Annotated in this window: 26 protein-coding genes; 10 read left to right on the plus strand and 16 right to left on the minus strand. The window is 73.8% G+C overall.

Annotated elements, in window-relative coordinates; genetic code table 11:
• Window positions 1–295: 295 nt before the first annotated feature.
• Window positions 296–1,336 carry a phosphatase PAP2 family protein gene (locus tag JS756_RS24630; RefSeq protein ID WP_205385377.1) on the plus strand — a complete coding sequence of 347 codons (1,041 nt, stop codon included), beginning with the start codon at window positions 296–298 and terminating at the stop codon, window positions 1,334–1,336.
• Between the two features lie 141 nt (window positions 1,337–1,477).
• Here the strand turns inward: JS756_RS24630 and JS756_RS24635 are convergent, their stop codons facing one another.
• On the minus strand, window positions 1,478–1,693 hold the full coding sequence (locus tag JS756_RS24635; protein WP_205385378.1) for an I78 family peptidase inhibitor: 216 nt from the start codon (window positions 1,691–1,693) through the stop codon (window positions 1,478–1,480).
• A gap of 421 nt (window positions 1,694–2,114) precedes the next feature.
• Between JS756_RS24635 and ctaD the strand changes: the two genes are divergently transcribed.
• Window positions 2,115–3,809 (plus strand): aa3-type cytochrome oxidase subunit I, encoded by a 1,695-nt coding sequence (gene ctaD / locus JS756_RS24640; RefSeq protein ID WP_205385379.1) that lies wholly within the window; start codon window positions 2,115–2,117, stop codon window positions 3,807–3,809.
• A 70-nt stretch (window positions 3,810–3,879) separates the two neighbouring features.
• Here the strand turns inward: ctaD and JS756_RS24645 are convergent, their stop codons facing one another.
• Together JS756_RS24645 and JS756_RS24650 are read right to left on the minus strand one after the other, a co-directional pair.
• Window positions 3,880–5,187, minus strand: a complete 1,308-nt coding sequence (locus tag JS756_RS24645; RefSeq protein ID WP_205385380.1) for an ABC transporter substrate-binding protein — start codon at window positions 5,185–5,187, stop codon at window positions 3,880–3,882.
• Window positions 5,150–5,719: an MTB12 C-terminal domain-containing protein gene (locus JS756_RS24650; protein WP_205385381.1), complete on the minus strand. Its 570-nt coding sequence runs from the start codon at window positions 5,717–5,719 to the stop codon at window positions 5,150–5,152. Before JS756_RS24650 ends, JS756_RS24645 begins: the two co-directional genes overlap by 38 nt.
• 122 nt (window positions 5,720–5,841) lie before the next feature.
• Here JS756_RS24650 and JS756_RS24655 point away from each other — a divergent pair, with 122 nt between their 5' ends.
• The 3 genes from JS756_RS24655 to JS756_RS24665 are packed head-to-tail and all read left to right on the plus strand — an operon-like array spanning window position 5,842 to window position 10,099.
• A complete protein-coding gene (locus tag JS756_RS24655) occupies window positions 5,842–6,321 on the plus strand; it encodes a hypothetical protein (protein ID WP_205385382.1) in 480 nt (159 codons plus the stop codon).
• Window positions 6,321–9,380 (plus strand): ABC transporter permease subunit, encoded by a 3,060-nt coding sequence (locus JS756_RS24660; protein WP_205385383.1) that lies wholly within the window; start codon window positions 6,321–6,323, stop codon window positions 9,378–9,380. The genes JS756_RS24655 and JS756_RS24660 overlap by 1 nt, the downstream gene beginning before the upstream one ends.
• A complete protein-coding gene (locus JS756_RS24665; RefSeq protein WP_205385384.1) occupies window positions 9,377–10,099 on the plus strand; it encodes an ABC transporter ATP-binding protein in 723 nt (240 codons plus the stop codon). Before JS756_RS24660 ends, JS756_RS24665 begins: the two co-directional genes overlap by 4 nt.
• 113 nt (window positions 10,100–10,212) lie before the next feature.
• Here JS756_RS24665 and JS756_RS24670 read toward each other — a convergent pair whose 3' ends face one another.
• Window positions 10,213–10,983, minus strand: a complete 771-nt coding sequence (locus JS756_RS24670; protein WP_205385385.1) for a LysM peptidoglycan-binding domain-containing protein — start codon at window positions 10,981–10,983, stop codon at window positions 10,213–10,215.
• Window positions 10,984–11,502: 519 nt separating this feature from the next.
• Between JS756_RS24670 and JS756_RS24675 the strand changes: the two genes are divergently transcribed.
• Window positions 11,503–12,306: a DUF8842 C-terminal domain-containing protein gene (locus JS756_RS24675; protein ID WP_205385386.1), complete on the plus strand. Its 804-nt coding sequence runs from the start codon at window positions 11,503–11,505 to the stop codon at window positions 12,304–12,306.
• Between the two features lie 67 nt (window positions 12,307–12,373).
• A complete protein-coding gene (locus JS756_RS24680) occupies window positions 12,374–12,694 on the plus strand; it encodes a hypothetical protein (RefSeq protein WP_205385387.1) in 321 nt (106 codons plus the stop codon).
• A gap of 75 nt (window positions 12,695–12,769) precedes the next feature.
• On the opposite strand, the gene der is transcribed toward JS756_RS24680, so the two are convergent.
• The 5 genes from der to aroH all read right to left on the minus strand — a co-directional run bounded on the left by der (window position 12,770) and on the right by aroH (window position 17,190).
• Window positions 12,770–14,254, minus strand: a complete 1,485-nt coding sequence (gene der / locus JS756_RS24685) for a ribosome biogenesis GTPase Der (RefSeq protein WP_205385388.1) — start codon at window positions 14,252–14,254, stop codon at window positions 12,770–12,772.
• Between the two features lie 76 nt (window positions 14,255–14,330).
• Window positions 14,331–15,014: a lysophospholipid acyltransferase family protein gene (locus tag JS756_RS24690; protein WP_438817344.1), complete on the minus strand. Its 684-nt coding sequence runs from the start codon at window positions 15,012–15,014 to the stop codon at window positions 14,331–14,333.
• The gene (cmk, locus tag JS756_RS24695; RefSeq protein ID WP_205385389.1) at window positions 14,972–15,658 is read right to left on the minus strand and encodes a (d)CMP kinase; all 687 of its coding nucleotides are present in this window, start codon (window positions 15,656–15,658) and stop codon (window positions 14,972–14,974) included. Before cmk ends, JS756_RS24690 begins: the two co-directional genes overlap by 43 nt.
• 87 nt (window positions 15,659–15,745) lie before the next feature.
• Window positions 15,746–16,831: a prephenate dehydrogenase gene (locus tag JS756_RS24700; protein ID WP_205385390.1), complete on the minus strand. Its 1,086-nt coding sequence runs from the start codon at window positions 16,829–16,831 to the stop codon at window positions 15,746–15,748.
• A complete protein-coding gene (aroH, locus tag JS756_RS24705; RefSeq protein ID WP_205385391.1) occupies window positions 16,828–17,190 on the minus strand; it encodes a chorismate mutase in 363 nt (120 codons plus the stop codon). The genes JS756_RS24700 and aroH overlap by 4 nt, the downstream gene beginning before the upstream one ends.
• Window positions 17,191–17,635: 445 nt before the next feature.
• Here aroH and JS756_RS24710 point away from each other — a divergent pair, with 445 nt between their 5' ends.
• From JS756_RS24710 to JS756_RS24720, 3 genes are read left to right on the plus strand one after another with little or no spacing between them, the layout of a single operon-like run.
• Window positions 17,636–18,292, plus strand: coding sequence for a hypothetical protein (locus JS756_RS24710; protein ID WP_205385392.1), 657 nt, complete (start codon window positions 17,636–17,638; stop codon window positions 18,290–18,292).
• Window positions 18,293–18,329: 37 nt separating this feature from the next.
• Complete coding sequence (locus tag JS756_RS24715) at window positions 18,330–18,908, plus strand: DUF6529 family protein (protein WP_205385393.1); 579 nt, start codon at window positions 18,330–18,332, stop codon at window positions 18,906–18,908.
• On the plus strand, window positions 18,905–19,312 hold the full coding sequence (locus JS756_RS24720; RefSeq protein WP_205385394.1) for a Rieske (2Fe-2S) protein: 408 nt from the start codon (window positions 18,905–18,907) through the stop codon (window positions 19,310–19,312). The genes JS756_RS24715 and JS756_RS24720 overlap by 4 nt, the downstream gene beginning before the upstream one ends.
• Window positions 19,313–19,362: 50 nt before the next feature.
• Here JS756_RS24720 and JS756_RS24725 read toward each other — a convergent pair whose 3' ends face one another.
• From JS756_RS24725 to JS756_RS24755, 7 genes are all read right to left on the minus strand, one after another.
• Window positions 19,363–20,376 carry an ADP-ribosylglycohydrolase family protein gene (locus JS756_RS24725; RefSeq protein ID WP_205385395.1) on the minus strand — a complete coding sequence of 338 codons (1,014 nt, stop codon included), beginning with the start codon at window positions 20,374–20,376 and terminating at the stop codon, window positions 19,363–19,365.
• Window positions 20,373–21,110, minus strand: a complete 738-nt coding sequence (locus JS756_RS24730; RefSeq protein WP_205385396.1) for an NUDIX hydrolase — start codon at window positions 21,108–21,110, stop codon at window positions 20,373–20,375. Before JS756_RS24730 ends, JS756_RS24725 begins: the two co-directional genes overlap by 4 nt.
• A gap of 65 nt (window positions 21,111–21,175) precedes the next feature.
• Window positions 21,176–22,231, minus strand: a complete 1,056-nt coding sequence (locus JS756_RS24735; RefSeq protein ID WP_205385397.1) for a pseudouridine synthase — start codon at window positions 22,229–22,231, stop codon at window positions 21,176–21,178.
• Window positions 22,231–22,920 carry an SMC-Scp complex subunit ScpB gene (gene scpB, locus JS756_RS24740; RefSeq protein ID WP_205385398.1) on the minus strand — a complete coding sequence of 230 codons (690 nt, stop codon included), beginning with the start codon at window positions 22,918–22,920 and terminating at the stop codon, window positions 22,231–22,233. Before scpB ends, JS756_RS24735 begins: the two co-directional genes overlap by 1 nt.
• Window positions 22,913–24,319 carry a segregation and condensation protein A gene (locus tag JS756_RS24745; RefSeq protein WP_240204299.1) on the minus strand — a complete coding sequence of 469 codons (1,407 nt, stop codon included), beginning with the start codon at window positions 24,317–24,319 and terminating at the stop codon, window positions 22,913–22,915. The genes scpB and JS756_RS24745 overlap by 8 nt, the downstream gene beginning before the upstream one ends.
• 18 nt (window positions 24,320–24,337) lie before the next feature.
• Window positions 24,338–24,934, minus strand: coding sequence for a hypothetical protein (locus JS756_RS24750; RefSeq protein WP_205385399.1), 597 nt, complete (start codon window positions 24,932–24,934; stop codon window positions 24,338–24,340).
• Window positions 24,919–25,911, minus strand: coding sequence for a ParA family protein (locus JS756_RS24755; RefSeq protein ID WP_240204315.1), 993 nt, complete (start codon window positions 25,909–25,911; stop codon window positions 24,919–24,921). The genes JS756_RS24750 and JS756_RS24755 overlap by 16 nt, the downstream gene beginning before the upstream one ends.
• Window positions 25,912–25,952 lie beyond the last annotated feature (41 nt).

Raw genomic sequence — 25,952 nt, forward strand, 5'->3', positions numbered from 1 at the left:
GACACCAGACACACGAACGGGCGGCGGCCGGCCGGTGCGCGGCGGGTGCCGCGGCGGCCGGAGAGGGCCGGTGGGGACGGCCGGTCAATTCCCCCGCGAGCCGCGACGAAGATATTCCGAAAGGCGCAACAACCCCACACGGGCGAGTCGCGGTGAGATTATTCGGCCGAGGGCGAGAACCAGCAGGCCATGCGGTGAATAAAAGCGAAACTGCGATCAATCACACATCACGTGGACATCACGAAGCAGCCGGTCGGATCCGATGCGCAGCTCACTCGCTGTAACGTCGATTGACGTGCGTACTGAACCAAAGGCGGGCCGCTGGGACTGGCTCTTCGCCCGGCTCGACCGGGAGCCCGAGCGGCCGACCCATATCGATGTACCGCGCATGACACGGCACAGGGCCGCCCTGTTCGGCGCGACCCTGGCCTTCTACCTGGCCATCGTCTGGCTCGTCGTGACGACCTCGTGGCTGGTCCGGCTGGACTGGCAGGTCATGTTCTTCCGGCCCTACCAGCAGTGGTCGCAGATCCACTGGTTCGTGGACTACTACGTCGTCCTCGGCCAGCGCGGCCCCACCGCCGTGATGGTGGCGGCGTGGCTGGGCTGGCGGTCCTGGCGGCAGCACACGCTGCGCCCGCTGCTCACCCTGGGCGCCTCGCTGCTGCTGCTCAACGTCACGGTCGGCGCGGCCAAACTGGGCATGGGCCGGCTCGGGCCGCACTACGCGACCGTCATCGGGTCGAACGAGATGGGCCTCGGCGGCGATATATTCCCCAGCGGCCACACCGCCAACGCGGTCGTGACCTGGGGAATCCTGGCCTACCTGGCCTCCACCCCCAGAGCCCGGCGCTGGCTGTCGGCCCTGTCCGCGGTGACCGCGCTCGGCGTCGGCATGTCCACCGTCTACCTCGGTACGCACTGGCTCAGCGACGTCCTGCTCGGCTGGGCCGCGGGCCTGCTGATCCTGCTCGCCCTGCCGTGGTTCGAACCGCTGATCGCCCGCGCCGAGGCCTGGATCCTGGACCTGCGCGACCGCCGGCGGGCCGGCCGCGCCGCTCCGGCCGCGGCTCCGGCACCCGCAGCCCCGGTCACCGCCCCGGTGCTGCTCAAGCGGCGCCCGACAGCCGTCCAGGACGGGGCGACGGCGGCCCGGGAGACGGCCGCGTCCGCCCGGCACCCGCGGGCGCCCGCCCATCTGGCCCCGGGCCCGCACACCACCCGCTCGGAACGCACCCCGATCACACCGTCCGGCACCCGCCGCCCGCCGCACACGGAGCGCCTGCCGCGCGGCACGGCGACCCCGGCGGCCCGTCCTCTGACGAACGGCGGCTGAGGACGGCGGCACGCTCGCGAGGCGCGGTACGCCCCATCCCCACCGCCCCGAAGCGCCAGGGGCCCCGGCTCGCGACCCGATGGTCCGCGCCTCCGGGGCCCTCCGCGTCCCACGGCCCCGGGGGCGGGCCGGAGCGCCGGGTCAGCCCTTCCAGGCGCGCACGACCCGGTCGTCCGCGACCTCGAAGTTCAGCCGTCCCACGCGGTACTCCAGGGTGATGATCGCCCCCGGCGGCAGGGAGCGCACCGTCGACCAGCCCCGCTCCCGGGCGAGCTGCTCGGCCTGCGCGGCCCTGAGCCCGACGTACCCGTCGGGGCTGTCCTGGGGTTCCGCCGGCGGAGTGGGAAGGGAAGCCATGTCTCCCACGCTAAGCGCTGCCCGGCCCGCCCGGAACCCGATCGCGTGCGATGGATCACTCCGGTCACACTTCTGTCACAGCATCCCGACAGGCGTTTCGGGTGCACTGCGTCACGGGCCCGGGTGAATTTCCGGGCCTTCCGCAGGTATTCGAACGCAATTTCCGCAGGCCTTCCGGAACCATGTGCCGACGGACCGGAAAGCACAGTGGGAACACCCTCCGAACGGGTTTCCCTTTCCCCTTTCGCACGGCCCGCCGGAGCGGGCCGTGCACAGGGAATGCACGGCCCGGGCACAACCGGCCGGTACGGGCCTTGCCGGGGGGCGCGGAGGTGCGCGCATCATGGCGGACGTCCGTGCCGCGTGCGGTGCGGGCCCTGCAGCGGACCCGGGACGCGACGAGCGAAGGGGCGAGCGAGCGATGAGCACCCAGACCGTGACGGCGGCGGCGCATCCGGGGCCTGCGGCCCGGCGCCGCGGCCGGATGATCGTCGAGTGGCTGACCACCACCGACCACAAGAGGATCGGACACCTCTACCTGATCACGTCGTTCGCGTTCTTCCTGATCGGTGGCGCGATGGCGCTGCTGATGCGGGCGGAGCTGGCACGGCCGGGGCTCCAGATCGTGAACAACGAGCAGTTCAACCAGCTGTTCACGCTGCACGGCACGATCATGCTGCTGCTGTTCGCGACGCCGAGCTTCGCGGGCTTCGCCAACGAGCTCATGCCGCTCCAGATCGGCTCCCCCGACGTCGCCTTCCCACGGCTGAACATGCTCTCGTACTGGCTGTTCCTGTTCGGCGGGCTGATCGTGCTCGGCTCGCTGCTGGTCCCGGGCGGGCCGGCCGCCTTCGGCTGGTTCGCCTACGCCCCGCTCAACAGCGCGCAGCACTCCCCCGGGGTGGGAGCCGACCTGTGGATCATGGGGCTGGCGCTGGCAGGCTTCGGCACCATCCTCGGCGCGGTCAACTTCATCACCACGATCGTCGGCATGCGCGCGCCCGGCATGACGATGTTCCGGATGCCCGTGTTCACCTGGAACACGCTGCTGACGTCGGTCCTGGTCCTGATGGCCTTCCCGGTGCTGGCGGCGGCACTGCTGGTGCTGGAGGCGGACCGGCGGTTCGGCTCCCGGGTCTTCGACGCGGAGAACGGCGGGGCGCTGCTGTGGCAGCACCTGTTCTGGTTCTTCGGGCACCCGGAGGTGTACATCATCGCCCTGCCGTTCTTCGGCATCATCACGGAGATCATCCCGGTCTTCAGCCGCAAGCCGGTCTTCGGCTACCTGACACTGATCGGCGCGACGATCGCGATCACCGGGCTGTCGGTGGTGGTGTGGGCGCACCACATGTTCGCCACGGGCGCCGTGCTGCTGCCGTTCTTCTCGTTCGTCAGCTTCCTGATCGCGGTGCCGACCGGGGTGAAGTTCTTCAACTGGACCGGCACGATGCTGAAGGGCTCGCTGTCCTTCGAGACGCCGATGCTGTGGGCCGCCGGGTTCCTGGTGACCTTCCTGTTCGGCGGGCTCACCGGGGTGATCCTGGCGTCGCCGCCGCTCGACTTCCACGTCACCGACTCGTACTTCGTGGTGGCGCACTTCCACTACGTCGTGTTCGGCACGGTCGTGTTCGCCTTCTTCGGCGGGCTGTACTTCTGGTGGCCGAAGTTCACCGGGCGGATGCTCGACGAGCGGCTGGGCAAAATCCAGTTCTGGACACTGTTCATCGGCTTCCACACCACGTTCCTGGTGCAGCACTGGCTGGGCGCGGAGGGCATGCCGCGCCGCTACCCGGACTATCTGGCCGCCGACGGCTTCACCGCCCTGAACACCGTGTCGACGATCGGTGCGTTCCTGCTCGGCCTGTCCACCCTGCCGTTCCTGTACAACGTGTGGAAGACCTCCCGGTACGGCGAGCGGGTCGAGACGGACGACCCGTGGGGCTTCGGCCGCTCCCTGGAGTGGGCGACCTCGTGCCCGCCGCCCCGGCACAACTTCCTCACGCTGCCGCGGATCCGCAGCGAGTCCCCGGCGTTCGACCTGCATCATCCGGAGCTCGCGGCACCCGTCCCGCAGTCCGGGCCGGCCGCCCGCCGGACAACCGAAGAGACGTCCTGACCGCCCCCGCGCGGCCCGCCCTCAGGGCCGGCACGCTCCGGGTGCGGGCGGGGCCCGCCCGCACCCGGATTCAGGGCCGGTACGGCAGCTGCGGCACGTCGAAGCAGTTGCGGTTCATGTCGCCCTGCGTCACCCAGCCACCGCCGTCCTCCCAGCGGGCCACCGACAGGCATGTCCGGCTGGTCGTGGGCGGTTGCGGCAGGCTCGTGAAGGACACCGGCAGCAGCAGGCCGTCGGCGGTGTAGTCGTGGGTGCGACCCACGACTCCGTCCACGCACGCGCGCGTGACGCCGGCGCCGCGGGCGCAGGACTCGGCCGCGCCGGTGAACCACATCGCGGCGGCCCAGCCCTCCAGCTGCCACTGGGAGTGCGTGCTCAGCCCCCGGGTGGCGTCCCGGAACGCGCGGACGGCCGGTTGGCCGGTGTCCTCGTAGTTGCGGCTGGAGCCGGTCACCCACAGGGTGTTGCGGCAGTGCGGGGCGTCCTTGTAGTCGTCGGGGACGGTGGACGTCCAGTTCTGCACGTTCGTCACCTTGGCGGTGACACGGGCGCCGACCTCGTCCATGGCCTTGCACAGCTGAGCGTTGCCGTGGGTGTCGATGGCGTCGAAGACCAGATCCGCGCCCCGGGCCTTCAGGTCGGCCGCGACAGCGCGGAAGTTGGGCAGCGCGAAGTCGACCTGCTCGGGAATCACGCGGTAGCCCTCGGCCTTCAGACCGCGCTCGACGAGCCGGGCGTAGGCGGCCGAGGCGGACTGGTTGTACGACACCACGGCGGCGGTGCGGGCGCCGTGCTCGCGAGCGAAGTAGCGGTACACCTCCGTGCCTCCGTACAGCGTGCCGCCCCAGCCGGGGGTGCCGTCGCGGGGCGCGGAGCTGCCGTAGATGCCGTACAGGTGGGGCCAGGTGTCGTAGGCGGCGCCGATGGGCTGGCCGCCGACGTCGGGCACGCCCGCGCGGGAGACACGGGGGGCGCCGGCGTAGTCCAGGACGGTGGTGGCGACCAGGGCGACGACCTTGTCCTCGTCGATCAGCCGGTGCACACAGGTGTTGTTGCCGACGCCGCTGCCGCCGTCGTCGCACAGGTGCACCTCCACGCGGCGGCCGGCGATCCCGCCCCGGGCGTTGAGCCGGTCGAAGTAGGCGCGGGCGCCGTCGCGCGGTCCGGTGAAGGCGCTCCCGCCGACCGGGCTGGTGGCACTGGTGATGATGCCGACGGGGATCGGCGGGCCGCCGCTGGCGGCGGTCGCCGGGCCGCGGGTGCCGGTGCCGAAGTCGCTCTCCGGCAGCCTGCTGCCGCAGGCCGCGACCAGGACGAGCAGCAGGACCCCGGCGACGGCCTCAGCAGCCCGGCAGCGGCGACTGCGAGGCGGACTCATTGCCGCTCAGCTGCACCAGTGCGCACAGGGTGCTGACGGACACTTTCCAGGTGCCGTCCTGCTCGACGGCGGTGCCGGAGGCGCCGGGCAGCACGGTGGCGCCGTTCAGGGTCAGGTCGTAGGTGACCGTGGCCTGCCCGGCCGAGGTGAACTCGACCTTCTCCACCGTCGCCTGCACCTGTCCGCCGCGCTGGTCGCCGCTGAAGGCCTGGAGCACCGGCGCCATCCGGTCGCCGTTCTCCAGGACCGCCTGCTTGTCCGTCAGGGAGGTGTTCGGGTCGAAGAACTTCTGCCAGTTCTCCTTGATCTGCTGCTCGGCCGCCGCCACGTCGGCGGGTAGGGACGGGGAGGCGCTGGCCGTCTGCTCCGGGGACGAGGACGACGAGCCCCCACCACCGCCGTCGCTGCACGACGCAAGCGCCGGGGCGAGAATGAGAACGAGGGCGGCTGCGAACGCCGTGCCCCGTCCCGCCGCCACCGGGCCGCGTCCCGTCGTCGCCGTCCTCCGGCTGAGGTCGATCCCGAGAACCATCTGGCTCACCACCGGGTGTCGGTCCGGGCCGGGTTCGCCCGGTGCTTTCAGGGTCGGCTTCCTCAGGGCATAGTGCAAGCCATTGGCCGGCATGGACAGACGGACGACGTGCGGGAGCCGAGATGAGGACAGCCGACCGACTGCGGACCGTGCACCCCGTGCTGTGGGCCGGCTGGGCCGCGCTCGCGGCGGGCGGCGTGCTGTGCTTCATCGGCTGGTACGGCGTCTCCGGCGAACGGTTCGCCGAACGCCAGCTGCCCTATCTCGCCTCCTGCACGATCCCCGGAGCCGCGCTGATCGTCGCCGGGGCCGTGCTGCTCACGCATGGCCGCAGCCACGTCGCCGCCGCCCGTGTGGAGGAGCTGTACGGGCTGCTGGTGGAGGCCGGGCCCGCCGGGCCCGAGGATGCCGCCCCCGCGACGGGCGCGCCGCTCGCGGTGAGCGGGGAGAAGCTGATGGTGCCGGGCGGCACGCTGTGGCATCGCGCGGACTGCCCCCTGGTGGCCGGGAAGGCGGAGGCGGTCCCGGTGGACGCGAAGCTGCTGGCCGACGGCGGCCTCGGCGCGTGCCCGATCTGCCATCCGGCTGAAGAAGCCGACTGATGTCCTCCCTCACCTACGACCTCGCCGTGGCCGGGCTCGCGGTCGGCAGCGCCGCCGCGCTCACCGGGATCGGCCTGATCGTGACGTACCGGGCGACCGGAGTACTCAATTTCGCGCACGGGGCGATCGCGATGGTGTGCGCCTACGTGCTGCGGCAGTGCGTGGTCGGGTGGGGCTGGCCGCTGTGGCTGGGGGCGCTGGTGACGCTGGTGGTCGTCGCGCCGGGCATCGGGGTGGTCCTGGAGCGGTTCGTCTTCCGTGCCCCGGCGGTGCGGGGTGGTGCCCCGGAGCAGACGCTCGTGGCGTCCATCGGGGTGTTCGTGCTGCTGGTGGGCGGGGCGGCGCTGGTGTGGGGGCAGGGGGCGCGCAGCGACGCGCCCGACCTCGTGCCGGTCGAGCCGTGGGGTCAGCTGGCGGTGGCGGTGGCGCTGGCGGCGGGCACCGGCGCGGTGATCCGCTGGACGCGGTTCGGGCGTGAGCTGCGCGCGGTCGTCGACGACCGGCAGCTGGCCGTGCTCGGCGGCATCGACGCCGACCGGGTGGCGGCGGCCGGGTGGGCGTTCGGGGCGTTCACGGCCGGTCTGACGGGGGTGCTGCTGGCCCCGTACGTGCGTCTGGACCCCTACGGGCTGCCGCTGCTGGTCATGGAGGTGGTCGCGGTCGCGGTCGCGGCCCGGATGCGGAGCCTGCCCGTGGCGGTGGTGGTGGCGCTGGGCATCGGAGTGGCGCAGAGCCAGCTGACGCGGCTGCACCCGTCGGGCTGGGCCGCGCCGCTGGTGCAGGCCGTCGGCGCGAACCTGTTCGTGGTGGCACTGCTGGTCGCCGCGCTCGTCCTGCCGGGTGTCGGCGCGGGCCGGACGGCGCCGCGCGCCGTCGTCGGGGAGCGCATGCCGGCCCCGCACGGAGCGTGGCTCGTGGCCCTCGTACTGTTCCTGCTGCCGCTGGGCCTCGCGGGCGAGGACCTGCACACCGCGGTGCAGGTGCCCGCGCTGGGCGTGGTGCTGCTGTCGCTGGTGGTCGTGACCGGCCGCGGCGGCCAGATCTCCCTCGGCCAGGCGGCGTACGCGGGCCTGGGCGCCCTGTTCACCGCGCTGCTGGCCGCGGGCCGCTTCCCGGGTCTGCCCCGGCTGCCGGAGCTGGCGGCCCTGGCGGTGGCGGTGGCCCTGGTGGCGCCGCTGGGCCTGCTGACGGGCTGGCCGGCGATCAGCCGGCACGGCCTGGCGCTGGCCCTGGCCACCTTCGCGGTGGGCGTCGGTGTGAGCCGGTTCGTCTTCGCCCAGCCGTACGCCACCTCCCAGCTGGCGCTGGGCCGCCCCTCCGGCTTCGAGGGCGACCGCGCCTACTACGTCCTGGAGCTTGCCCTCCTGGCGGCCGCCCTGCTGGCGGCGCGGCGGCTGCGCACCGGGCGCACCGGCCGGGCCCTCGCGGCCATGCGGGACCATGAACCGGGCGCGTCCGCGGCGGGTGTGCAGGTCCCCTCGCTCAAGCTGCTGGCCTTCGTCTCGGGCGCCGCGCTGGCCGCCCTCGGCGGTGGTCTGCTCGGCATGGGGCTGCGCGCCTTCGACCCCGGCGCCTTCGACCCCGTGCGCGGCCTGCTCTGGTTCGCCGCGGTCGTCGTTCTGGGCGCCGACAGCACCCTCGGCGCCCTGGCCGCCGCAGCTCTCCTGGTCGGTCTGGACGCCGGTGCCCGCGGCGGCATGGCGGCGGCCGTGATCGGCGTTCTGGCGGTCCTCGTCGGCCGATTCCCCGGCGGACCGTTCGAGGCGCTGCGGGCGGCGGCGTGGCGCGCGCGGCTGCGGCGGCCGGCGGACTTGACGGCGCGGGGTGCCGAGCTCCGCAGGAGGCTGCGCCCCGCCCGGCCGCGCCCGGGTCCCCGGCCCGCGCCGGCGGGGGCGACGGCCCCGGCCCCGGCCGCGTGGGGCGGGGCGGCCCGGGCGACGGCGCCCGGAGGGTCGGGTGCCCCGGCTGAAGGTGCGGGAACGACCTCACGAGGGGCACGCACCACAGCGGGAGGCGCGGGCACGGCGCCACGAGGAGCACGCACCGCAGCGAAAGGCGGGGGCGCAGCCCCACAACGGGCGGCCGAGGCTCCGCCGGGGGCGGGAGGAACGGGCGGACGGGCCGGCGAAGCCCCGGCGCCGGGCCTCGCCCGGCCGCCGCACCGGCCCCGGTCCGCGGCGGCCCCGGCAGCACCCGCGGCACCCGCGGCACCCGCGGCCACCGGCCCCACGCCCCGCACGGCCGCGGCACCCTCGTCCGGAGCCTCGGCCCCCCGAGGCACTCGCGGGACCCGTCCCGGGCGCCTGCCGCCCTCCCCCGGTCGCGAGCGCCGCAGCCGCGCCGTCCTCCTCACCGCCCGCGGCCTGCACGTCCGCTACGCCGGTTTCACGGCGCTCGACGGTGTCGATCTCGACGTGCCGGCCGGCCGGGTGACCGCGGTGGTGGGGCCCAACGGCGCGGGCAAGAGCACCCTGTTCCACTGCCTGGCCGGCACGGTGCGCCCCGCGCAGGGACGGGTGCGGCTGGGCGGCCGGGACGTGACCCGCACCGCGGCGCACGCCCGGACCCGGCTGGGGATCGCCCGGACCTTCCAGGAGCTGGCCGTCTTCCCGTCCCTGACGGTCTCCGAGAACGTCCGGATCGGCGCCGAGCAGGGCCGTGTCGCCGACCCGGCCGCTGTGGAGCGGACCCTGCGGCTGCTCGGCCTGGACGGACCGGTGCGGGCCCTGCCCGCCGCGGGCCTGCCCACCGGCACCCTGCGCCGCGTCGAGCTGGCCCGCGCCCTGGCGGGCAGCCCGCTCGTACTGCTGCTGGACGAGCCGGCCGCCGGCCTGGACAGCGCCGAGGTGACGGCCCTGGCCGGTGTGCTCGGGGCGCTGGCCGCCGACGGCATGGCGCTGCTCGTCGTCGAGCACGACCTGGACCTCGTCGCCGATCTGGCCGATGTCGTCCATGTGATGACCGCGGGCCGGATCGTCGCCTCCGGCCCACCCGACCGGGTCCTCGACGCCGTCGCCGGCCCGGCCGCCCCACCGGGCCGCCCGGGGAGGCGGCCGTGACAGCCGTCTCGCTGCGCCACGCGCGCGTGCGCTACGGCCCCCTGGAGGCACTGCACGGCGTCACGCTCGTCGCCCCGGGCCCCGGCCTCACCGTGCTGCTGGGCCGTAACGGCTCCGGCCGCAGCACCGTCCTGCGGGCACTGGCCGGCACGGTGCCGCTGTCGGGCGGTGCGGTCGTGTGGGACGGCACCGACGTGACCCGGATGCCCGCCCACGAGCGGGCACGGCGCGGGATGTGCCTGGTGCCCGAGCGGCAGGCGGTGTTCGGCTCCCTGACCGTGCGCGACAACCTCGGCCTGTCCGCCCCGGCCGTCGACGCCGCCCTCGACGCCTACCCGCAGCTCCGACCGCTCCTCCCCCGGCGTGCCGGCACCCTCTCCGGCGGGGAGCAGCGCATGCTCGCCGTCTCCCGCGCCCTGCTGGCACGCGCACGCGTGGTCCTCGTCGACGAGCCCGCCCAGGGCATGTCGCCCGCGGTCGCGGCCCGCACCTACGAGGTGCTGGCGTCTCTGGACGCCTGCGTGGTCGTCGCCGAGCAGCGGCTGCCCCCGGCGCTGCTCGGCCGGCCGCTGTTCGTGTACGAACTGCGGCGCGGCTCCGTGGTGTTCAGCGGCGAGGCGAGTGAGCTGGAACGCCGCACGGCGGGGGCCGACCGCACCCCGCCCGGGCCCGGCGGGCGCCGGGCCCGGGGGCCGCACCCGCCGGACCGGCCGGGCTGACACACCGGCCGGCGGCACGGGGCCGCGGGGTCCACGCGGGCCTCCTGCGAAGGTGCGGCCCCGCCCGGTCTGCCGACCGGGCGGGGCCCGGTGCACCGGGCGAGGGGGGTGGCTCAGAGCGCGAGGCGCTGCCCGGGCACGATCAGGTCGGGATCACCACCGATGACGGCCTTGTTGGCGGCGTAGATCCGCTGCCAGGTGGTCCCGTGCCGGGCGGCGATGCCGCTCAGCGTGTCGCCCTTGCGGACGGTGTAGTCGCCGCGGGAACCGCCGCGCTCGGCACGGCCGCTCGTGCGGGCCGGAGCCTTCTCCGGCCCGGACGCCTTCATCGGCTTCCGGGTGGTCGCACCCGCCCTCGCGGACTGACTGCTCCGGGTCGGCCTCGTGGACGTGCCCGACCCGGACGTGTGCGAGCTGCCCGACGCGTGGGACGTGCCGGATCCGGTCGACGCGCCTGCCGCACCCGCCGCGGGTGCGCTGCCGGAGGCTCCGGCACGCGCCGAGCAGACGGGCCACGCACCCCACCCCTGGGCGTGCTGGACCTTGGTGGCGACGGCGATCTGCTGCTGCCGGGAGGCACGGTCGGCGGTCGGCGCGTAAGCCGTGCCGCCGTACGCGCGCCAGGTGCCGGCGGAGAACTGGAGCCCGCCGTAGTAGCCGTTGCCGGTGTTGATGTGCCAGTTGCCGCCGCTCTCGCACTGGGCGATGCGGTCCCACACGCCGCCGTCCGCCGCCGTGGCGCTGCCGGCTGCGGCCAGCAGGCCCAGGGGGGCGAGGAGCACCGCCCCGGCGAGAGCCGCCGTCGTGCGGGCCTGGCCCCTGCCCCGGGCCGTGCTCCGGGTGCTGCGAACGTTGTTGCGCGAGTCATCGGCACATTCGGACATGAAGTTCCCTCTCGAAGGACCCGGGATCCCCCAAGGCGGAACACGCCCGGCGCGCATGGACGCGTCGGTCGCGCTCGCCCCGTCCACCGGAGGTCGTGCTGCTCCGAGTCTGGCTGCGGAGCGGTCGGTGGACGTACCCGAGCGGTGCTCGTTGCACACGGCCGAGGAATCTACGGAGCGTGAGGGACTGCCATCAACCAACTCCTCGTCATTCCAGGCCAGTTGGACGTTACCGCGAGTATCCGCGAATTCCGGCCACCCACTACATCCGCTCATTTCGCGATATCAGGCGCACGTTCCGCGTCGATCTGTGACCCACTTCACCGCGTCAACTTCCTTGACTGAGACAACTCTTGACGTTGAGTGACCGATTCCGGAGCGGAGGTGACCGTACGCGCCGGATGGTGCGATTCCGATCGGACCCGTGCGTGACTCCCACCACAGATCGCCCGTTGTCTCCTTCATGAGCCGGGGACCCACCCGGTCTCGCCACCGCACCGCATCCCGAGGGAGCCACCCGTGCCGCGCATGCTCGACGTCAGCGACGAGGTACGCGCCGAGATCGGCGACGAAGAAGCCGACCGGCTGCTCGCCGGAGAGAACGCGCCCGGCAGTTACGACTGCACCTCCTGCCGCACGCCCGGTGACTCCGAACGCGAGCCCACCAGCACCGTGCTGTTCATCGGCGACGAGACCGCCGTGCTCGCCTTCGCCCACGCCGGCTGCCTGCCCTCGCAGGTCGTCCAGGTCACCGAGGAGCAGCTGCAGGGCGCCGTCCGCTCCATCGGCGGGGACATCTCCGCCGACGCCGCCGTCCCCGCCGTCACCGAGCCGGAGAAGTCCGTCCCCGAGCAGGCCGTGCTCGGTGTCACCAGCGGACTCGTCCTGATCGCCGGGGAGTTGCACCCCGCCCTGGTCGTGGAGCCGACCGCGCCCATCGTCCGGCCCGGCACCACCGGCGCAGGCGACGACTTCCTGCCGCTCCTGATCGAACAGGGCTTCATGCCGCTGACCGAACTGACCGGCGTGCCGCCGGTGCAGCACGGATGGTCGGTGCTGCTGGCCATGGGACAGCTGCACGCCGTGCTCCAGCCGGGCCCCGACGGGAGCCAGCCGGTGGCCTGGTGGCAGGCCCATCAGCCGCTCCAGGTCACCGACGGCTGGCGGGCCGCCGCCAACAAGCACCAGCAGGTGCTGATGTACGCGGCCCCGGTGGGCTCCATCGGCCGTCAGCCCCGCGAGGACCTGCTGCGGGACGCGCTGGACAAGGCCGCGGCCAACGGGAAGCTCGTGGCGGCGGCCCTGCCGCTGGCGGGTACCTGAGCACCGCGCACGCCGAACCGCACCGCGGGGCCGCATCCTCCCGCGCGTCGGCGTCGTTTGGCTGTACGTGCACACCTATGACGTTCCCCGCCGCCAGGACCCCCTGGGCGGCCCATCGGCCACGCCGATCTACGACGCGCTCTACGCCGAGTACGTCAAGTCCTTCCGCACGCTGCCGGGTGATCGCAGCGGCGAGGAGGACCTCGGGTTCAGCGCCTTCGGGAGCACCCCGTACAGATCGGGTTCGTTCAGCGCCTACAGCGCCGGCGCGTTCAGCGCACGGCAGCAGCCGCAGTGGCAGCGCGTCGGGCACATCGGTCCGCAGGGTTCGAACGTGACGCAGCACTTCCCGGCGGCGCTGCCGCCCGGCCGGAGCGGCGGCGTCTGACCGGCCCCGCGGCAGTCGGCCGGACAGCGCGAAGGGCGGCCCCTTCCGGAGCCGCCCTTCCGCACGCCTCGGTGACTACTTCTTCCGCGAACCGCGCTTCTCGCGCACCCGCACCGAGATGTGGATGGGCGTGCCCTCGAAGCCGAACTCCTCGCGCAGTCGGCGTTCGACGAACCGCCGGTAGCCGGCCTCGATGAAGCCGGAGGCGAACAGCACGAACCGCGGCGGCTTGGTGCCGGCCTGGGTGCCGAACAGGATCCGCGGCTGCTTGCCGCCGCGGATCGGGTGCGGGTGGGCGGCGACCAGCTCGCCGAGGAAGGCGTTCAGGCGGCCCGTCGGGACGCGGGTCTCCCAGCCGGCCAGGGCGGTCTCGATCGCCGGCACCAGCTTCTCCATGTGGCGGCCGGTGCGCGCCGAGACGTTGACCCGGGGCGCCCAGGAGACCTGGCCCATCTCGGTCTCGATCTCGCGCTCCAGGTAGTAGCGGCGCTCCTCGTCGAGGGTGTCCCACTTGTTGTAGGCGACGACCAGAGCGCGGCCCGCCTCCACGGCCATGGTGATGATGCGCTGGTCCTGCACGGAGATGGACTCGGCGGAGTCGATCAGGACGACCGCGACCTCGGCCTTCTCGACGGCGGCGGCGGTACGCAGGGAGGCGTAGTAGTCGGCGCCCTGCTGGAGGTGGACGCGCTTGCGGATGCCGGCCGTGTCGACGAACTTCCAGGTCGTTCCGCCCAGTTCGATCAGCTCGTCGACCGGGTCGCGGGTGGTGCCGGCGAGTTCGTCGACGACGACGCGCTCCTCGCCCGCCACCTTGTTCAGCAGGGAGGACTTGCCGACGTTGGGGCGGCCGATCAGCGCGATGCGGCGCGGGCCGCCGATGCCGCCCCCGCCGAACGACTCGCGCGGCGCCTCCGGCAGCACCTCCAGGACGGCGTCCAGCATGTCGCCGGTGCCGCGTCCGTGCAGCGCGGACACCGGATGCGGCTCGCCGAGGCCGAGGGACCACAGGTAGGCCGCGTCGGCCTCGCCGCTGGGGCCGTCGACCTTGTTGGCGCACAGCACGACCGGCTTGCCGGCCTTGCGCAGCAGCCGTACGACCGCCTCGTCGGTGTCGGTGGCACCGACCTTGGCGTCGACCACGAAGACGACGGCGTCGGCGGCGTCGATCGCGAACTCGGCCTGCGCGGCCACGGAGGCGTCGATACCGAAGACGTCCTGCTCCCAGCCGCCGGTGTCGACGACCTTGAAGCGGCGGCCCGCCCACTCGGCCTCGTAGGTGACGCGGTCGCGGGTGACGCCCGGCCGGTCCTCGACGACGGCCTCACGGCGGCCGATGATCCGGTTGACGAGGGTCGACTTGCCGACGTTCGGCCGGCCGACGACGGCGAGGACCGGGAGCGGGCCGTGACCTGCCGCCTCGATCGCGCCCTCGACGTCCGCCAGGTCGAAGCCCTCTTCCGCGGCGAGCTCCATGAACTCCGCGTACTCGGCGTCGCCGAGAGCCCCGTGCTCGTACTCGTGCTCGGCCGAGCCGTCGGGCTGGATGTGGTCGTTCATGGGGTCCGTACCTCGTTGTTCATCGTGGTGGTCGGTGGACCGTCCGGTGAGGGTGATCCACTACTCACAGTGTCGCTCAGCGCCCGGTGAGGCGCCTGGCGTTTTCCAGGTGGCCGGTGAGCTGCTTCTGGATGCGCTCGGTCGCCTCGTCGAGGGCCTTGCGCGTGCGGCGCCCGCTGCCGTCGCCCGCGTCGAACGGGTCGCCGAAGACGACGTCGACGCGCGAGCGCAGCGGGGGCAGTCCCTTGGCCAACCACCCGCGCCGCTCGGAACTTCCCAGGACCGCCACCGGGACGACGGGCGCCCCGGAACGCACCGCGAAGTAGGCGAGCCCGGAGCGCAGCGCGGCAAAGTCGCCCTCGCCGCGGGTGCCCTCCGGGAAGATCCCGAGGACACCGCCTGCCGCGAGGACGTCGAGAGCCTGCGTGATCGCGGTGCGGTCGGCGACGTCCCGGTCCACCTTCAGCTGGCCGATGCCGGTCAGGAAGGGGCCGAGCGGGCCGACGAACGCCTCCTTCTTGATCAGGAAGTGCACGGGCCGGGGCGCCACGCCCATCACCATCGGGCCGTCTACGTTGTGGGAGTGGTTGACGGCGAGGATGGCAGGGCCGCTCGCGGGCACCCGCCAGGCGCCGAGCACACGCGGCTTCCACAGCCCGTACATCAGCGGGACGCCGATGCGCCGCCCGATCTCGGCGCGCTGTGCGGACGGTGCGGTCACTTCGCGGCCCGCTTCTCCTCGACGAGAGTGACGACACACTCGACGACCTGCGACAGCGTGAGGTCGGTGGTGTCGACCTCGACGGCGTCGCCGGCCTTGGCCAGCGGGGAGGTCTTGCGGCTGGAGTCCGCCGCGTCCCGCTTGAGCAGCGCCTCGCGGGTGGAGTGGACGTCGACGCCCCGCAGCTCGCCGCTGCGCCGCGCGGCACGCGCCTCCGGGGTGGCGGTGAGGAAGATCTTCAGATCGGCGTCGGGCAGCACCGTGGTGCCGATGTCACGGCCCTCGACGACTATGCCGCGCGCGGCGCCGACCGCGATGGACCGCTGGAGCTCGGTGATCCGGGCCCGCACCTCGGCGACGGCACTGACCGCGCTGACCTTGGAGGTGACGTCGTGGGTGCGGATCGGGCCGGAGACGTCCACGCCGTCGACGGTGATCGCCGGGGCGGACGGATCGGTGCCGGAGACGATCTCGGGCTTGCCGGCCACCGCGGCGATCGCCGAAGGGTCGTCGATGTCGATCCCGTTGGTCACCATCCACCAGGTGATGGCCCGGTACTGGGCGCCGGTGTCCAGGTAGCTGAGCCCGAGCTGGGCGGCCACGGCCTTGGACGTGCTCGACTTGCCCGTGCCGGAGGGGCCGTCGATGGCGACAATCACGGGCTGGGCGGCGCCGTTTTCCACGGGGGGACACCTTCCTGGTGCGCTGCGGTGGTGGTGTGCGGGGCGCGAACCGCCCCGCACAAGGTTACTGGCTCGCCGGAGCCGTCCTCACTGGCGGAGGGCCCAGCCCCGCTCGCGCAGGGCGGCGGTCAGCACCGGGGCCGCCTTCGGTTCCACCATCAGCTGCACCAGGCCGGCCTGCTGCCCGGTGGCGTGCTCGATCCGCACGTCCTCGATGTTGACGCCGGCCTGTCCCGCGTCGGCGAAGATGCGGGCCAGCTGGCCGGGCTGGTCGTCGATGAGGACGGCCACGACCTCGTACGTCCGCGGGGCGGTGCCGTGCTTGCCGGGCACCCGGACCTGGCCGGCGTTGCCGCGGCGCAGCACGTCCTCGATGCCGGTGGCGCCGTCGCGGCGCCCGGAGTCGTCGGCGGACTGCAGCGCCCGCAGCGCCCGCACGGTCTCCTCCAGGTCGGAGGCGACGTCGGTGAGCAGGTCGGCGACCGGTCCGGGGTTGGCGGAGAGGATGTCGATCCACATCCGCGGGTCGGAGGCGGCGATCCGGGTCACGTCCCGGATGCCCTGCCCGCACAGCCGTACGGCGGCCTCCTCGGCGTGCTCCAGGCGGGCGGCGACCATGCTGGACACCAGGTGGGGCATGTGGGAGACGAGGGCGACGGCGCGGTCGTGGGCGTCGGCGTCCATGACGACCGGCACGGCCCGGCAGTGCGAGACCAGCTCCAGGGCGAGGTTCAGCACCTCGGTGTCGGTGTCCCGGGTCGGGGTGAGGACCCAGGGCCGGCCCTCGAACAGGTCGGCGGTCGCGGCGAGCGGGCCGGACTTCTCGCGGCCCGACATGGGGTGGGTGCCGATGTACGGGGCGAGGTCCAGGCCGAGGGCCTCCAGCTCGCGGCGCGGGCCGCCCTTGACGCTGGCCACGTCGAGGTAACCGCGGGCCGCACCGCGGCGCATGGTGTCGGCCAGCACGGCGGCGACGTGGGCGGGCGGGGCGGCGACGACCGCGAGGTCGACGGGCCCCTGGGGCGGTTCGTCGGTGCCGGCGCCGAGCGCGGCGGCCGTGCGGGCCTGCTCCGGGTCGTGGTCGGCGAGGTGGACGACGACGCCGCGCCGGGTGAGGGCGAGGGCGGCCGAGGTGCCGATGAGCCCGGTGCCGATGACGAGTGCGGTCCTCACTGGGCGATGTCCTTGCGCAGGGCGGCGGCGGCACCGAGGTAGACGTGGGTGATGTCGGCGCGGGCCCGGTCGGACTCGACGTGGGCGAGGACGCGCACGACGCGGGGCATGGCCCCCTCGACGTCGAGTTCCTGGGCGCAGATGAGGGGCACGTCGGTGATGCCGAGCTTGCGGGCCGCGGCGGCGGGGAAGTCGCTGTGCAGGTCGGGCGTGGCCGTGAACCAGACGCTGATCAGGTCGTCGGCGGTCAGGCCGTTCCGTTCCAGGACGGCGGTGAGCAGGGTTCCGACCCGCTCGTCCATGTGGCCGGCCTCGTCCTGGTCGAGTTGGACGGCGCCCCGGACCGCTCGTACCGCCACGGCGATGCTCCTTGCTGTGCTGCGAATCGGTTCCTCGTCCGTCCAGCCTAGTCAGCCCGGGCAGGTGCCGGTGCCCGATGCCCGTCCCCTGAGACGGGGCCCGCGGACCGGGCCGCGGACGCGGCTCCTCCCACGGGGGCGGGTGCGCCGCCCCGCCGTGCGGGCCGTCCGGACCGCCGACGCCGCCCCGCCGGGGCCGTCCGGGTCTCCCGGCCGCCCGCCCTCGGGGCCTCTCCCCCGCGGCTCCGGCTCCGGTGCCGGCCGAAAGTGCTGCGCGGGCGGCGGCGAGGAGGGACCGGCGCACTCGCGGACGCCCCGCGGCCCGGGCGTTCGCGGTGCCGGCCACGCGAGCCGGTGCCGGACGGCGGACGCCTGGGCACGCCCTCTGGACGCGGCGCGCACGGTCCGCTCTCATGGCAGGAGACGCCTCGGGGGGAGACCGCCCATGAAACGTCCCGGTCCCCTGCTCACCCTGCTCGCAGGGCTGCTGCTGGGCATTGCGCTGCTCTCGCTCGACGCCGCCTCGGGCGGGGAGCGGACCGCGTCCGAGCCGCGGCGGCAGTCGCCGGCCACGACACCCGCGTCGGCACCGGTGACGAGCGCGCCGCCGTCGCCCACCCTGTCCAGGACGCCCGTGCCCGACGCGGACTACGCGGGCCGCACCGCCGACGACACCGCCGCCGTCGCGGTGACGGTCCGTGACCGCAAGGCCGTCGCCTACTTCTGCGACGGCCGTACCCGGGAGTCGTGGCTGAAGGGCGACATCGCCGACGACGGCAGCATGCGGCTCACGGGCCAGGACGGCAGCGAGCTCGACGGCACGCTGGAGGGCGGCGACCAAATCAGCGGAACGGTCGATTCCGGCGGAGTGCGCCATGCGTTCACCGCGGACCGGGCCGCGCCGAGGTCCCGCCTGTGGCGGGCGACCGCCACGGTGCGCGGTGCGCGGATCGACGGCGGCTGGATCGTCCTGAAGGACGGCACCCAGGTCGGAGTGGTCACGCGCGACGGTACGCCGTCCGCGGCACCCCGGATCGCCCCGGAGACCGGCGCGGTGACGGTCGACGGGCGACAGCTCACGGCCCGCCCGGTGACCCCCTGACCCCCTTGGCCCGTCCGCTCGCCGCAGGGAGGCGATCATGACCGTGGACCCGAACGCGCCCACCCAGGACGTCCCCTCCCCCGGCCCCGGTCGCGCCGGCCCGGCCCGGTACCTGCTCCCGGCCCTGGTCGCCGCCGCGGTGGCGGTCGCCCTCGGCGTGTACGGCCGCGTCCACGACCCGGCGGGCACGGCGTTCGATATCGCCGGGTTCAGCAGCACGGGTGCGGTGAAGTCGTGGCTGGCGACGGCGGCGGTGTTCTTCGCGCTCGTCCAGGTCGCGTCGGCCCTGATGATGTACGGCAGGCTGCCCGGCCCGCGCTGGGCTCCGGTGCTGCACCGCTGGTCGGGGCGGGCGGCGTTCCTGATCGCGGTCCCGGTGGCGGTGCACTGCCTGTACGCCCTGGGCTTCCAGTCGTACGAGACGCGGGTGGTGTGGCACTCGCTTCTGGGGTGCTTCTTCTTCGGTGCCTTCAGTGCCAAGATGCTGCTGCTGCGCTCGGAGCGCCTTCCCGGCCGGCTGCTCCCGATCCTCGGTGGGCTCGTGTTCGCCGCGCTGACGGTGCTCTGGCTGACCTCCGCCCTCTGGTTCTTCCGCACGTTCGGAGCAACGACATGACCCACGTCCCGACACGGCGCACCGTGCTGCTCACGACCGGTGCGGCGGCACTGGCCGCCGGCTGCGGGGAGTACGGAAGCGGCGGCGGCAGCGACTCCGGCTCGTCCGCGGCGGCCGGGCAGGAGCTGGCGCGGACGGACGAGATCCCGGTCGGCGGCGGAAGGATCTTCGCGGCCGAGAAGGTCGTCGTCACCCAGCCGGAGCAGGGCGAGTTCAAGGCCTTCTCGGCGATCTGCACCCATCAGGGCTGCACGGTGGACACGGTCTCGGAGGGCACCATCGGCTGCCCGTGCCACGGCAGCAGGTTCCGCATCACGGACGGCTCGGTGGCGCGTCCGCCGGCTACGCGGCCGCTGCCGGAGAAGGAGATCACCGTCGAGGGCGACCGCATCAGCCTGGCCTGAGGCCGTCCCACCGCCCGGACCGTCCGGGCGAGCGGGCCGGGCGGTGGAGGTCAGGCGTCCCAGAGCGCTCCGAGCGCCAGGAGCTCCCCGCGGTACTCGATCCGGTCCGCCCAACGCGCCGGCCAGGCGTCCGCGCCCAGGTGGGCGCCGGCGAAGGCACCCGCCAGGCAGGCGAGGGAGTCGGAGTCGCCCGCGGTGCAGGCGGCGCGGCGCAGTGCGGTCAGCGGCTCGTCCGGGAAGAGCAGGAAGCACAGCAGAGCGGTCGCCAGGGCCTCTTCGGCGATCCAGCCCTCGCCGGTGGCCAGGCAGGGGTCGGTCTCCGGGGAGGGGGTCCGCACGGCGTCCTGCAGTCGCCGCAGGATCGCCAGGCAGTCGTCCCAGCCGCGCGCGATGAAGTGCTCCGGCGTGGGGTCCTGGCTGCGGGTCCACAGGTCGCCGAGCCAGGTGTGGTGGTAGCGGGTGCGGTTGTCGTAGGCGTACGACCGCAGCAGACCGACCAGTCCGGTCGGCTCGGCGCCCTGCGCGAGCAGCCGTACGGCGTGCGCGGTGAGGTCGGACGCGGCGAGAGCGGTGGGATGCCCGTGGGTGAGGGCGGCCTGGAGCTGGGCGGCACCCGAGCGCTGTTCGTCGCTCAGGCCGGGGGCGAGCCCGACGGGCGCGACCCGCATGTTGGCGCCGCAGCCCTTGGAGTGGATCCGGCTCGCGTCCTGCCACGCCCGGTCCTCCTTCCGGAGCAGGTCGCAGGCGACGAGGCAGGTGCGGCCGGGGGCACGGTTGTTGTCCGGGGACCGGTACCAGTCCACGAACTGCTCGCGGACGGGCCGCTCCAGCCGTCGGGGCGCCAGGGTGCCCCGGTCCATGGCGGCGCGCAGGCCGCGCCCGAGCGCCAGGGTCATCTGGGTGTCGTCGGTGACGTACGCGGGCGTGGGGAGCTCCATCTCCCGCCACGGGCCGCTCTTGGCGAGGATCGACGGCACGTCGTGGAACTCGGTCGGGAAGCCGAGCGCGTCTCCCAGGGCGAGGCCCAGCAGCGCTCCGGTGGCGGGTGTCTTCCTCACGGTCATGCGGGGCGTCCTTCCCGGGACGGGCGGAGCAGAGGCGGGTGCAGGGTGGTGGCGGTGCCCGCGCGGTAGAGGGCGGCGGGCTTGCCGCGGCCGCCGGTCAGTCGGGCTGCACCCGGCACGGGCTCGACGAATCCGTGGGTGGCCAGCACCTTGCGGCGGAAGTTGGGCCGGTCCAGGGCGGTGTCCCAGACCGTCTCGTAGACCTGCTGGAGCTCACCGAGGGTGAACTCCGGCGGGCAGAAGGCGGTCGCGACGGAGCGGTACTCCAGCTGGGCGCCGACCCGGTCGTGGGCGTCGGCCAGGATCCGGTCGTGGTCGAAGGCGAGCGGTCCCGGCGCGCCGTACGGCAGCCAGCGCGCCTGCGCCGCGTCGCCGCCTCCGCGTGGCTCGGGGGCGTCGGGCAGCAGCGCGGTGAACGCGACCGAGACGACCCGCATCCGGGGGTCACGGCCGGGGTCGCTGTAGGTGCGCAGCTGCTCCAGGTGCGGCCCGGCGACGTCCGCCAGTCCCGTCTCCTCGGCGAGTTCGCGCCGGGCGGCCGTCTCCGCGGACTCGTGCGGCAGCAGGAAGCCGCCGGGCAGGGCCCAGCGGCCGATGTGGGGTTCCTGCCCGCGTTCGACGAGCAGGACGTGCAGGACGCCGTCGCGGACGGTGAGGACCGCGAGGTCGACGGTGACGGCGAACGGCTCGTACGCGTGCCGGTCGTAGCCGCCCGTCCGGTCCTGCGCCGGCATGACCCCACCCCTCTTAATAGTCACTACGACTATAAAGAGGGGTGGGGGTCGGACACAAGCGGCTTCTAGAGGTCGACTTCCTTCATCAGCATCCCGACCTCGGTGTTCGACAGCCGGCGCAGCCAGCCCGACTTCTGGTCGCCGAGGGTGATCGGGCCGAAGGCGGTGCGCACCAGTTTGTCGACCGGGAAACCGGCCTCGGCAAGCATGCGGCGCACGATGTGCTTGCGGCCCTCGTGCAGGGTCACCTCGACCAGGTAGTTCTTGCCGGTCTGCTCCACGACCCGGAAGTGGTCCGCGCGCGCGTAGCCGTCCTCCAGCTGGATCCCGTCCTTCAGGCGCTTGCCCAGGTCCCGCGGGATGGGGCCGACGATGTGCGCGAGATAGGTCTTCTTCACGCCGTACTTGGGGTGGGTCAGCCGGTGGGCGAGCTCGCCGTGGTTGGTGAGCAGGATGACGCCCTCGGTCTCGGTGTCGAGCCGGCCGACGTGGAAGAGCCGCGTCTCACGGTTGGTGACGTAGTCGCCGAGGCACTGGCGGCCCTCGGGATCCTCCATGGTGGAGACGACACCGGCGGGCTTGTTCAGCGAGAAGAACTGGTAGGACTGCGTGGCGACGGTCAGGCCGTCGACCTTGATCTCGTCCTTCTCGGGGTCGACGCGCAGACCCTGCTCGATCACGATCTGCCCGTTGACCTCGACCCGGGCCTGGTCGATCAGCTCCTCGCAGGCGCGCCGGGAACCGTAGCCCGCGCGCGCGAGGACCTTCTGCAGCCGCTCGCCCTCCTGCTCGGCACCGGGGAAGGTCTTGGGGAGCTTGACGTCCTTCTTGCCCGCGTACCGCTCCCGGTTGCGCTCCTCGGCGCGGGCCTCGTACTCGCGGGACCGCGCCGGGGCGCTGCGGCCCCGCTGCTGCGACTGCTTCGGCCCGCCCTTGGCGCCACCGCGCGCGGAGCCGCCGCGCCCGGACTTGGGGCCGTCCGGCGAGGCGCCCGGGCCCACGTCGTAGCGGCGCTCCTCGGGGCGGGGCTTGCGGGGGCGGCCCTGCCCCTGCTTCTGGTCCCTGTTGTTGCCGGCTCCGCGGTAGTTACCGCGCCCGCCGCTGTTGCCGCTGCTTCGCATCAAAGTTCCGTCTGGTCGTCATCGTCGTCGGTGCCCGGGATGCTGCCCCGGGCGGCGCCCGGGGCGTCATCGGGAGCGTCCGGGTCGAACGACGGCACCCCCTCCTGGGTCTCGGCCTCGATCGCCTCCGCCTCCGGTAGGAAGGGCGCGAGCTCCGGGAGCTCGTCCAGGCCGCGCAGGCCCATCCGCTCCAGGAAGTAGTTCGTCGTCCTGTACAGGATCGCACCTGTTTCGGGTTCCGCGCCCGCCTCCTCGACCAGTCCCCGCTGCAGGAGGGTCCGCATCACGCCGTCGCAGTTGACCCCCCGCACCGCCGAGACACGGCTGCGGCTCACCGGCTGGCGGTAGGCGACGACGGCGAGGGTCTCCAGGGCGGCCTGCGTGAGGCGGGCGGTCTGCCCGTCCCGGACGAGCCGTTCGACCGCCGCGGCGTAGGCGGGACGGGTGTAGAAGCGCCAGCCGCCGGCGACGTGGCGCAGCTCGAACCCGCGGCCCTGCAGGGTGTACTCGTCGGCCAGTTCCCGCAGCACGTCGGCGACCTGCCGCGCGGGCCGCTCCAGGATCCTGGCGAGGCGCTCCACGGTCGCGGGCTCGTCGACGACCATCAGCACGGCCTCCAGGGCGGGCTTCAGCTCCAGATCGGCGGCGGTGTGCGCCCCGGCGGGAGCACCCGCGGTCCCCTCACTCACGGCTTCCTCTCCTCCTCGGACCGCTCGCCGTCTCCGCCCCGCCGGGCTCGCCGGCCGCAGCCGCCTCGTCTGTCGCACCGGCCCCGCCTGTCCTGGCGGCCTTGCGGCCCCCGCCGGACCCTTCGTCGGGCTCGGGCGGCCGGTCGAACTCGTCGGTCACCATCGGCGCCGCGTCCGTGTCCCCGCCGGTCCAGCGCACGGTCAGCTCGCCGAGCGCGTCCTCCTGTTCCAGGGCGACCGCCTTCTCCCGGTACAGCTCCAGCAGGGCGAGGAAGCGCGCCACGACGGTGAGGGTGTCGCCGGTGTCCTCCACCAGAGCGCGGAAGGTCGCCTCCCCCAGTTCCCTGAGGCGGGCGACGACGATCCCGGCCTGCTCCTGCACGCTGACCAGCGGCGCGTGGATGTGGTCGACGTACACCTGGGGTTTCGGCTTCGGTTGCATCGCCTTGACCGCGAGCGCGGCGAACCCCTCGGCGCCGATGCTGATGACGACCTCGGGCAGCAGCTCGGCCAGCTCGGGTTCGAGACCCACGGTACGGGGGTGGCGCAGGGCCTCGTCCTCCAGCCGGGCGCCGAAGATGTCGGCGATCCGCTTGTACGCCCGGTACTGCAGCAACCGCGCGAACAGCAGGTCCCGTGCCTCCAGCAGGGCGAGGTCGGCCTCGTCCTCCACCTCGGCGGCGGGCAGCAGCCGGGCGGCCTTGAGGTCCAGCAGGGTGGCGGCGACGACCAGGAACTCGGTCGTCTCGTCCAGGTCCCAGTCCGGACCCATGGCCCGGATGTGCGCCATGAACTCGTCGGTCACCTTCGACAGGGCGACCTCCGTGACATCGAGCCGGTGCTTGGAGATCAACTGGAGCAGCAGGTCGAAGGGGCCCTCGAAGTTGGCCAGCCGCACGGTGAAGACACCGTCGCCGGAGGCCTCCGGACCGTCCGCGGACGGGAGGTCCGCGGACGAGGGGGCGGAGGACGGGAGGTCCGCGGGCGGCGTGGCGGGAGGCGGGTCTTCGAGCGGGGCGCCGCCGGGAGGCGCCTCACCGGGCGGGGAGGCCACCGGCGGGGAGGCCACCGGCGGGGAGGCCTCGCACGGCCCGGAGGGCGGTGAGTCCGCCGGCGGGGGGACGGCGGGAGGCGAATCCGTGGGCGGCACGGCGTCCGTGAACGCCGTCGGCGGCGCCGCGGCGGGTCCGGGCCCCGCACCTCGGGGAGCCTCCTGCGCACCTGCCTCTCCCGGCTCGGGGCCGGCCGCGGCGGGCTCCGCCCCGCCCGGGACGTCGCCCGTGGAAAGCCTGTCCTGCCCGGGCGGCTCGGACGACGCGGGGTCGGCGCCCGGCCCCCGGCCCAGGGTGCGGCGACGGCCGCGCTGGCCACCGGGAGCTGAGGCGTCGTTCGAGGTCATGACCCCCGAAGGGTATCGCTACCGCCCGCGGAGACGGCGTACGAGAATGCTGGCGTCGCCGCGGCTCTCCAGGTCGGCGAGGACGACGGCGACTGCCTCGCGGACGATGCGCCCGCGGTCCACGGCCAGCCCGTGCTCGCCGCGCAGCACCAGGCGGGCGTGCTCCAGGTCCATGAGCTCCTCGGCGGAGACATAGACCGTGATCTTCTCGTCGTGCCGCTCGCGCCCGCTGGGGCGCCGCGCACCGGCCCGTCCGCGCTGCCGCGGCTGCGCGGCGGTGCCAGAACCTTCCTGCTGGGACTGCTGCGACTGCTGTGCTGACTGGCGTCGCGCCGAGCGCTCGGCCGCCGTGCCCCGGCTGCGCGACTCGCCCGCCGTCGGCGCCCCGGCGTCGGCCGCGACGTGCTCGACGCCGTCGCCGTCACCGGCCTGCGCGGGCACCGACTGCGGCGCGTCGTCGGACGCGGTTCCCGCGGCGGCGTCGGTCTCCCCCGCCGGAGCGGGCACCCGGGCCTCGCCGCCCGCCTGGCGCCGGGGAGTGGACGGCTGGAGTGCCATTCCCCCTGTCGTACGGAAGAGTTCGTCGGCCCCCGGCAGACTCACTCGGCGTGACACCGGGCGAGCACCTCCCTGGCGAGCTGGCGATAGGCGGCGGCGCCGACGGAGTTGGAGGCGTACGTGGTGATCGGCTCGCCGGCGACGGTGGTCTCCGGGAAGCGGACCGTGCGGCCGATGACCGTGTGGTAGACGTGATCGTCGAACGCCTCGACGACACGCGCCAGCACCTCGCGGCTGTGCACCGTGCGGGAGTCGTACATCGTCGCCAGGATCCCGTCGAGCTCCAGGTCGGGGTTGAGCCGCTCCTGGACCTTCTCGATGGTCTCCGTCAGCAGCGCGACGCCGCGCAGCGCGAAGAACTCGCACTCCAGCGGAACGATCACCTTGTGCGCGGCCGTCAGCGCGTTGACGGTGAGCAGGCCGAGCGAGGGCTGGCAGTCGATGACGATGAAGTCGTAGTCGGGCAGCAGCGGCTTGAGGGCGCGCTGGAGCGTCGACTCGCGGGCGACCTCGCTCACCAGCTGGACCTCGGCGGCCGAGAGGTCGATGTTGCTCGGCAGCAGGTCCATGTTGGGGACCGCGGTCTTGAGCAGGACCTCGTCCGCGGACATGCCCCGCTCCATGAGCAGGTTGTAGACGGTGAGGTCGAGCTCCATCGGGTTGACACCGAGACCCACCGACAGCGCGCCCTGCGGGTCGAAGTCCACGAGCAGCACACGCCGGCCGTACTCCGCGAGCGCGGCACCCAGGTTGATGGTCGACGTCGTCTTGCCGACGCCGCCCTTCTGGTTGCACATCGCGATGATCTTCGCGGGACCGTGGTCGGTCAACGGACCCGGGATCGGGAAGTAGGGCAGCGGGCGACCGGTCGGGCCGATGCGCTCGCGGCGCTGACGCGCCGCGTCGGGCGCGAGGGTGGCCGCGTACTCGGGGTCGGGCTCGTACTCGGCGTCGGGATCGTAGAAGTGCCCGTCGGGCAGTTCGTCGTAGTCGGCGAAGTGGTTGTGGGGCGCGCCACTTCCGTCGCCGGCCATGGCGTTCACGTGATGGCCATCCATGCTCTGGGGTGCTGACA

It is taken from the genome of Streptomyces actuosus (genome assembly GCF_016921115.1).
Taxonomy (GTDB): Bacteria; Actinomycetota; Actinomycetes; order Streptomycetales; family Streptomycetaceae; genus Streptomyces; species Streptomyces actuosus_A.